The sequence below is a fragment of the uncultured Enterococcus sp. genome (assembly GCF_913775425.1).
Classification (GTDB): Bacteria; Bacillota; Bacilli; order Lactobacillales; family Enterococcaceae; genus Enterococcus_G.
The window spans coordinates 1-6,977 of the sequence record NZ_CAJYIS010000070.1 but is presented as its reverse complement, the minus strand read 5'-3'; the positions used below and the strand labels follow the sequence as shown (position 1 = coordinate 6,977).

Below are 6,977 nucleotides of genomic sequence, written 5' to 3'. Positions count from 1 at the left end.
AAAGGAGCTAAATCAAATGAACTTAGAACAACTCAAAACGCAATTTCAATCAGGTATCATCGTATCGTGCCAAGCTTTACCTGGAGAAGTCTTTTATAATGAAGAATTTAGTTTGATGCCTTATTTTGCTCAAGCTGCTGAACGCGCGGGTGCTGTGGGCATTCGTGCCAACTCCATACGTGATATCACAGCGATACAGCAAGTGACGAAATTACCGATCATTGGGATCATTAAGCGTGACTACCCACCGCAAGAACCTTTTATTACCGCAACGATGAAAGAAGTCGAAGAATTAGTGCAACTTGATCTAGCAGTTATTGCGCTAGATTGTACACTTAGAGAACGCTTTGACGGACTTCATGTATCCACGTTTATCCAAATGATCAAACAGCGTTATCCAAAACAAATCCTCATGGCGGATATCGCGACTTTCAACGAAGGCGTAAATGCCTACCAAGCTGGTGCGGATTTTGTCGGTACAACGCTAAGTGGTTATACAAAAGACCGTCTTTATCAAGAAGGACCGGATATTGAATTGATCACGCGATTACTCGATGAGAATATTCCCGTAATTGCTGAAGGTCGGATCCACACCCCGTCGCAAGTTCAACAAATCAAGAATCTTGGTGTTTCTGGTATTGTTGTCGGTGGTGCGATTACACGTCCAGAAGAAATTGCTACCCGCTTTATTTCAGCATATAATACCCGTTAGACTAAAAAAATCCCCAACGTTGATTCGTTGGGGATTTTCGTTACCGCTGAATATTCAGCTTAGGATATTGATGTTTTATTTGATTGATTGCTTGTTGTAACGTTTCTTTTCCAGTTTTGTCTAATACATATAGATCAGTTAGATCCAATGATTCATAAGGAGCAAAATTAGTATCTGCTAAATATTCTGTGAGTGTGTGGGTCGAAGCAAAAAACAATTGTCCTGAAATGTGAACCTTTTTTTGTTCTTCATGGATGTGTAATTTTGAAACTTTGCTAATAAATACTAAACTACTTGTGATCACTCCAACTAAAATACCAATAGCTAAATTATGCGTATACACGACAATGACGACCGTTAACACCATCACGATCGTATCCGTTAACACGATTGTTTTGAGTGAACGAATACTATCCCAATCAAAGGTTTCAAACGCAACAGTCATCATGATTCCAATCAATGCTGCTGTCGGAATTTGAACCATAATACTTTTTAGGCCTACTATCAATACGAGTAACGCTGAACCAGCAACAAACGTCGACAATCGACCTTTCCCACCTGATTTGACATTGATTACTGCTTGACCGATCATCGCACAACCAGCTTGTCCACCGAAAAAGCCAGTAATCATATTGGCAATTCCCTGAGCTTTTACTTCTTGTTGACTATCTCCTTTTGTCTGCGTCATGTCATTTACTAAAGGTAATGTCAGCAAGGATTCGATCAAACCAACCATTGCTAAAGCCAGTGATGTCGGCAAAATAGTCCACAGTGTTTCAAAAGTAAACGGCACTTGCGGTAATCCGATCTGCAGTCTCATTCCATTCATCTCTCCAAGGTCACCCACTTGTTGTAGAGGATAGTTTGAAAACATCGCAATCAAAGTCATCGCTACGATAATAATCAATGCTGGTGGAACGATCTTGATCCATTTAGGTAAACTAAACATCAATACGATCGTCACTAATGCCATAATATACGTAGCAGTCGTTTGATTAGCTAATTGTTGGACTTGTGCTAAAAAAATCAAAATTGCTAACGAATTGACAAAGCCTAACATGACTGACTTTGAAATAAATCGCATCAATCGATGAATCCCTAAATACCCTAATACGAGCTGGATCCCTCCAGCTAAAATCGTTGCAGCGATCATATAAGATAACCCATGATCTTTGACTAAACTGACCATTACCAAAGCCATAGATCCCGCTGCTGCTGAAACCATGGCTGGTCGCCCACTCGTAAACGATGTGATCAAACATAGCAACACTGAAGCAAACAGCGCTGTAATTGGGTTGACACCTAAAATAATAGCAAATCCAATTACTTCTGGAATTAATGCTACTGCTGTGACTAATCCAGCAAATACATCTTCTTTAACTTGACCAAACCAATCGTCTTTTTTTAAATAAATCACTATTTTTCCCCTTATTTTACAATTAATACTGGAGTGTCTACATGGGTCGATACTTCATGACTGACACTTCCTAAAACAATTTCTTTTAATCGTTTACGTCCTCTAGTTCCCATAATAACTAAATCAAAGGTATGCTCTTGAACGTATTCAATAATTTTTTTTGCTGGGTCCCCCACTACAATATCAATTGTATCGTGTTCAACTAAATCAGCCAGTTCTTTTTCAACGGTTTTGATGCGAATCCGTTTTTTTTCTTCAATGGTTAATGACAAATCAAGGCACTCATCTTTTGCCTTGGCAACTTTCAATACTTTTAAAATCGTAACCCGTGCTTCGGGAAACACACGCTGGAATTTCCGAGCTTCTTTAACGGCATTCAATGCGTGTTGTGATCCATCAAATGCAACTAAAATTGTTCTCATTTTGCTAGCTCCTTTAGACTAATAGAAACATCCTACCACAGAACGTTTCAGTTTCAAACCTTAATTTCTAAAAATCTTATTTTTTTCAGAAAAGAAATGAATCTGTCCATTTTGGGATACGATTTCTGTATGTACCGTATGCTTTTAAAGAATTGGTTTATCCTGTAGACAATCGCTATACTAATAAATAGAACTAGGAAAGGATGAGTAAGATGAGTTTAACTGTTATGATTACCTATACTGGAAAGGAGCAAGCAGCAAAGCAATTTATGGAGGAGATGTTAGCGAGTGGTTTAGTAGAGCAAATCAAAGCACAACCTGGAAATGAGCGTTACGACTACTATCTTCCTGTCAATCAACCAAATGCTGTCTTATTGATCGATCGTTGGACAACTCAAGAAGCATTAGATCTTCATCACCAATCCAGTATGATGCAAAAAATCGCCGCCTTACGCAAAAAATATCACTTGCGCCTTCATGTTGAAACATTTACGTCAAAACCTAACTAAAGTGTCAACAGTACGCAGTTCCAAAAAATAAGGCGAATCATTCCGATAATAACTTCTCTTTGTCTATTTCAGTAATGATTCAACTCATTAAGAATGAAATACCTTTATGCAATTGTTAAAGGGACATGACAGTCTATTGTCATGTCCCTTTTTTAAATCGTGTCTAAATGTGTAAGCAAACAAAATTCACCTAGTTCGTTCCCCTCTAAAATAATTGGTTCGCAATTGTTTATTTTGATTTGCGTTGTTTGTTCTTTTGATAACCCTAATAATGCACGTAGCATCAGTCGCGTTGCTACAAAATGTGAAAAGACACTAATCGTTTGTTCACTTGATAGTGGCAAATCAGATAAAAATGCTGTCACACGTTGACCCACTTGTGTATAGTTTTCGCCTTCAGGTGCTGCAGTCGTAAAACTATGCTTGAATTCTTCAGTATTGATAAACGTACGGTACTCACTTAATTCGATTTCCGATTTCCCATTAAATCGTCCCAATGATCGTTCATTGATCCGTTGATCTCGTTTTATATCCATTCGATTCGTTGCTAGCTGTGCGGTTTCAAAAGCACGTGTCAAATCAGACGAAAAAATCGCAGTACTTTGTTGAATCTCTGGATGTTTTTGTAAAGCTCGTGCTTGTTGTTGGCCTTTTTCAGTGAGTAAAATATCCGCTTGTCCGGAAAAAACTCGGGTATGCGGCTGTTCTTTATTTAACGCATTGAATTTCGATTCACCATGTCGAATTAAAATTAATTTCATGATACACTCCATTTCGTTTTGCTGTTCCTATGCTAACCCTAGCAAACTTTTTATTTGATTTCAATCTTTTTCATCGTGTTTGCGATAATATAAACCAAATTTCAATCGACTCAAAGATTTTTCTTCCTCATTTAGGATAAAATATTAAATAATATCGTTATTTAATATTATCTATTTCCTAGAGTTTAAATTGTATCTTTCTTTAATTTCTGTGTTAGAATGGGATTGAAAAGTGGAGTATCAAAGCACACTGGATTTAAAAATACATAATAAACGTTATATATACATAGGCTTCTTCATTTTTCACAAGAAGACAATGACTCTAAACATGTTAATAAGAAAGGAGGAAATAGCGTGAATGCCTTTAAGTTAAAACAAGGATTGGATGTGGAAAAACCTGGGATCGTCAATTGGTTTAATGTGAACGGCTACGCACTTGATGACTATAAAACTGGACGTGTTCAAATCGAAGACAAGCAACAATTCATTAAAGAACAACTCCATCGTTTTGCAAAAAATGAGAATTTTGTCCTTTTTTCAAATTCGATTCAAGATCTTGACTATAGTTTTATTATTATTGACAACGACGACGAACATGGATCATTTCAGTTATTTAGTGATTTTTCAGAAGTCGTAGCGGTGTTTGATAATGTATTGGCAAAAATGAGTTGATGAGGCTCAAGGGGGATATTATGGAACAATCAAGCTTTGATCCGATACTACCAGATGAGATGCACACACTGATTTTAGGAAGTGCACCTGGAAAACGGTCTCTTATAAAACAACAATATTACGCCCATAAAGGAAATGCCTTTTGGCCGTTGGCATTGAAATACTGGCAACAAGAACCTACGCATGATTATTCAAAAAAGATCATGCTATTGACGGATCATCGGATTGGATTATGGGACGTTTTTGGTCAATTTGTACGTAATGGCAGTATGGATCATCAATTTCAACAAGTTACCTTACAACCATTGGCACAGCTATTTGAAGCTTTTCCGATCTCACTTGTGATCCTCAACGGGAAAACCGCGACAAAAACGTATCAAACGATCACAAGTACTATCCCTACTCAGTGGTTGACCTTATCGTGTCCTTCTACAAGTGGGGCCAATAATCGACAACAAGAATTACGTCAAAAACAATGGTTTCTAGCTTATCGTATCAGCGAATTACTCGATGATTTCACTAGACAAGGCTTACGGGTCTATTTTGGTCATACACCTTTTATATGGCAATATGTGAAACACTTACGTACACTCGTCTTTATACAAGAACAAAATATCGCTACTCAAGATGAATTTGACGAGTTAACGTCAGATGAACACTACGATTATTTTTTAGTGATGGATCAAGAACTGCCTGTAGCGACGATCCGCTTCCAATTAACAGACACTACAATCCAGCCTGATCGCTTTTGCATCGCAAAAACATACCGCAACAAAACAATCGGTACTCGTTTATTATCCTTATATGAAACATATGGACATTTTTTAAACGCTACGAAAAGTCAGTTGATTGCAGAATGTCAAGCACTACCTTTTTATCAAAAAATGGGCTATCAAGTCATCGATGCTCCGCATGTTGTAGATGGGATCTTATGCCAAACGATGCAAAAAACATTATAAAAAAACAACTGACAGAAGTGGCTAGCTAAAAGAACGACTTTTGTTATAGCATTTAATCAAAAAGAGGGTGTGACCAAATTTGGTCACACCCTCTTTTTGATTAACCTTGACTTGAATTTTTCTTATGTTTACGAGCTTGTCTTGTTTGTTGACGACGTTCGATTTTACGTTTTTGTTGCTTCGTTTTATCGATTTCCCATTGGATTTTTTTCTTATAGCCTGGTTTGATTTTTTTCTTTTTCTTTTTGACTAAACCAATCAACGTCGGGTCTAGTTCGTCGGCTTTTTTCTGTTCGCGTTTTTTACGGCGATTGCGATCATAAGTATCTACGATCTCATCTTGTTTGATTTCTTTTGGTTGGAAGTCAACGCCTAGATCTTCAATCGCACTGATCAACTCATCTTGGCTTGGTTCGTACAACGTAATAGCTGTTCCGTGTAATTGATTGCGTCCTGTACGTCCTACACGATGGATAAAGAAATCTAAATCTTCAGGGATATCTGCATTGATGACGTGAGAAACTCCTTCGATATCGATGCCACGTGCAGCAAGATCCGTTGCTACAACGAATTGATACTCTAGATTTTGAACTTGACGCATCACACGTTTCCGCTCACGTGGTGGAATTCCACCGTGGATTTTTGCCACTTTCAAGCCTTTTTCACGCAAATACGTCGTGATCTCGTCTGCTCGTTGTTTCGTATTGGCAAAGACGATCGCTAAGTACGGTTGGCCGGTCGTTAAGAGTTGATAAATCAAACGGTCAGGGTTTTTCCCTTTCGTGGAGATCAACCAGTTCTCAATTGTATCGGAAATGACCGCTTGTGCTTTAATCTCTTCGATGACTGGATTTTGCATGTATTTTTTTAAAAACGGGCGTAATTTTTCTGGAATTGTCGCTGAGAATACAAGCATCTGAAGTTTTTCAGGTAAATGAGACGCAATTTTGTCGACTTCTTCTAAAAATCCCATATCTAGTGTCATATCCGCTTCATCGACTACAAACGCCGATGCCGTATGTACTTTTAACGCACGTTCATTGATCAAATCTAAAATTCTTCCTGGTGTTCCAATGACAACTTGTGGTTGATGGCTAGCTAAACGCTCGATTTGACGTTTTTTATCTGTACCCCCGACAAAATTCGTAACACGAATCTCTGGTGTAGCATGAGTAGCCAGCTGTTTCGCTGCTGCATAAATCTGCGTGGCCAATTCACGACTTGGTGCAGTAATCACTAATTGAACTTCTTCTTTATTCGGATCAATGTTATCAAATAACGGCAATAAAAATGTATGCGTTTTTCCACTCCCTGTTTGGGACTGACCAACAACGCTTTTGCCTTTTTGGATCACTGGAATCAACTTTTCTTGTACTGGAGTCGGTTGTGTAAATTTCTTTTCAGCAAGTGCTTCGTAAATAAACGGCTGAAATGCAAATGTTTCAAATGACATTTGAGCACCTTCTTTCTTTTAACATCTTTTGGATTATACCATATTCTCAAACAACTTCCTATTTTGTTTCCA

At 38.0% G+C, this 6,977-nt stretch carries 7 protein-coding genes and 1 pseudogene; 4 read left to right on the top strand and 4 right to left on the bottom strand.

Annotated elements, in window-relative coordinates; genetic code table 11:
* Positions 1-16 precede the first annotated feature (16 nt).
* Entirely contained in the window at positions 17-712 is a 696-nt protein-coding gene (locus QZ413_RS08290) for an N-acetylmannosamine-6-phosphate 2-epimerase (protein WP_297079162.1), read from the top strand.
* Positions 713-992: 280 nt separating this feature from the next.
* Here QZ413_RS08290 and QZ413_RS08285 read toward each other — a convergent pair.
* Together QZ413_RS08285 and QZ413_RS08280 are read right to left on the bottom strand one after the other, a co-directional pair.
* Positions 993-2,132 (bottom strand): annotated as a pseudogene (locus QZ413_RS08285) (SulP family inorganic anion transporter); the annotation flags it as partial.
* An 8-nt stretch (positions 2,133-2,140) separates the two neighbouring features.
* Entirely contained in the window at positions 2,141-2,551 is a 411-nt protein-coding gene (locus tag QZ413_RS08280) for a universal stress protein (RefSeq protein WP_297079159.1), read from the bottom strand.
* Positions 2,552-2,763: 212 nt separating this feature from the next.
* Between QZ413_RS08280 and QZ413_RS08275 the strand changes: the two genes are divergently transcribed.
* A complete protein-coding gene (locus QZ413_RS08275; protein WP_297079157.1) occupies positions 2,764-3,060 on the top strand; it encodes a putative quinol monooxygenase in 297 nt (98 codons plus the stop codon).
* A gap of 152 nt (positions 3,061-3,212) precedes the next feature.
* Here the strand turns inward: QZ413_RS08275 and QZ413_RS08270 are convergent, their stop codons facing one another.
* Positions 3,213-3,821, bottom strand: coding sequence for a histidine phosphatase family protein (locus QZ413_RS08270; RefSeq protein WP_297079155.1), 609 nt, complete (start codon positions 3,819-3,821; stop codon positions 3,213-3,215).
* A gap of 354 nt (positions 3,822-4,175) precedes the next feature.
* Here QZ413_RS08270 and QZ413_RS08265 point away from each other — a divergent pair, with 354 nt between their 5' ends.
* Positions 4,176-4,493 carry a hypothetical protein gene (locus QZ413_RS08265; protein ID WP_297079153.1) on the top strand — a complete coding sequence of 106 codons (318 nt, stop codon included), beginning with the start codon at positions 4,176-4,178 and terminating at the stop codon, positions 4,491-4,493.
* A gap of 20 nt (positions 4,494-4,513) precedes the next feature.
* Entirely contained in the window at positions 4,514-5,452 is a 939-nt protein-coding gene (locus QZ413_RS08260; protein WP_297079151.1) for a DNA-deoxyinosine glycosylase, read from the top strand.
* Between the two features lie 100 nt (positions 5,453-5,552).
* Here the strand turns inward: QZ413_RS08260 and QZ413_RS08255 are convergent, their stop codons facing one another.
* Positions 5,553-6,905 carry a DEAD/DEAH box helicase gene (locus tag QZ413_RS08255; protein ID WP_297079150.1) on the bottom strand — a complete coding sequence of 451 codons (1,353 nt, stop codon included), beginning with the start codon at positions 6,903-6,905 and terminating at the stop codon, positions 5,553-5,555.
* Positions 6,906-6,977: the final 72 nt, after the last annotated feature.

What these genes read in the sequence shown, in the direction of transcription:
- QZ413_RS08290 (WP_297079162.1), top strand. Translation starts at nt 17, where the DNA reads ATGAACTTAGAACAACTCAAAACGCAATTTCAATCAGGTATCATCGTA.
- QZ413_RS08280 (WP_297079159.1), bottom strand. Translation starts at nt 2,551, where the DNA reads ATGAGAACAATTTTAGTTGCATTTGATGGATCACAACACGCATTGAAT.
- QZ413_RS08260 (WP_297079151.1), top strand. Translation starts at nt 4,514, where the DNA reads ATGGAACAATCAAGCTTTGATCCGATACTACCAGATGAGATGCACACA.
- QZ413_RS08275 (WP_297079157.1), top strand. Translation starts at nt 2,764, where the DNA reads ATGAGTTTAACTGTTATGATTACCTATACTGGAAAGGAGCAAGCAGCA.
- QZ413_RS08255 (WP_297079150.1), bottom strand. Translation starts at nt 6,905, where the DNA reads ATGTCATTTGAAACATTTGCATTTCAGCCGTTTATTTACGAAGCACTT.
- QZ413_RS08270 (WP_297079155.1), bottom strand. Translation starts at nt 3,821, where the DNA reads ATGAAATTAATTTTAATTCGACATGGTGAATCGAAATTCAATGCGTTA.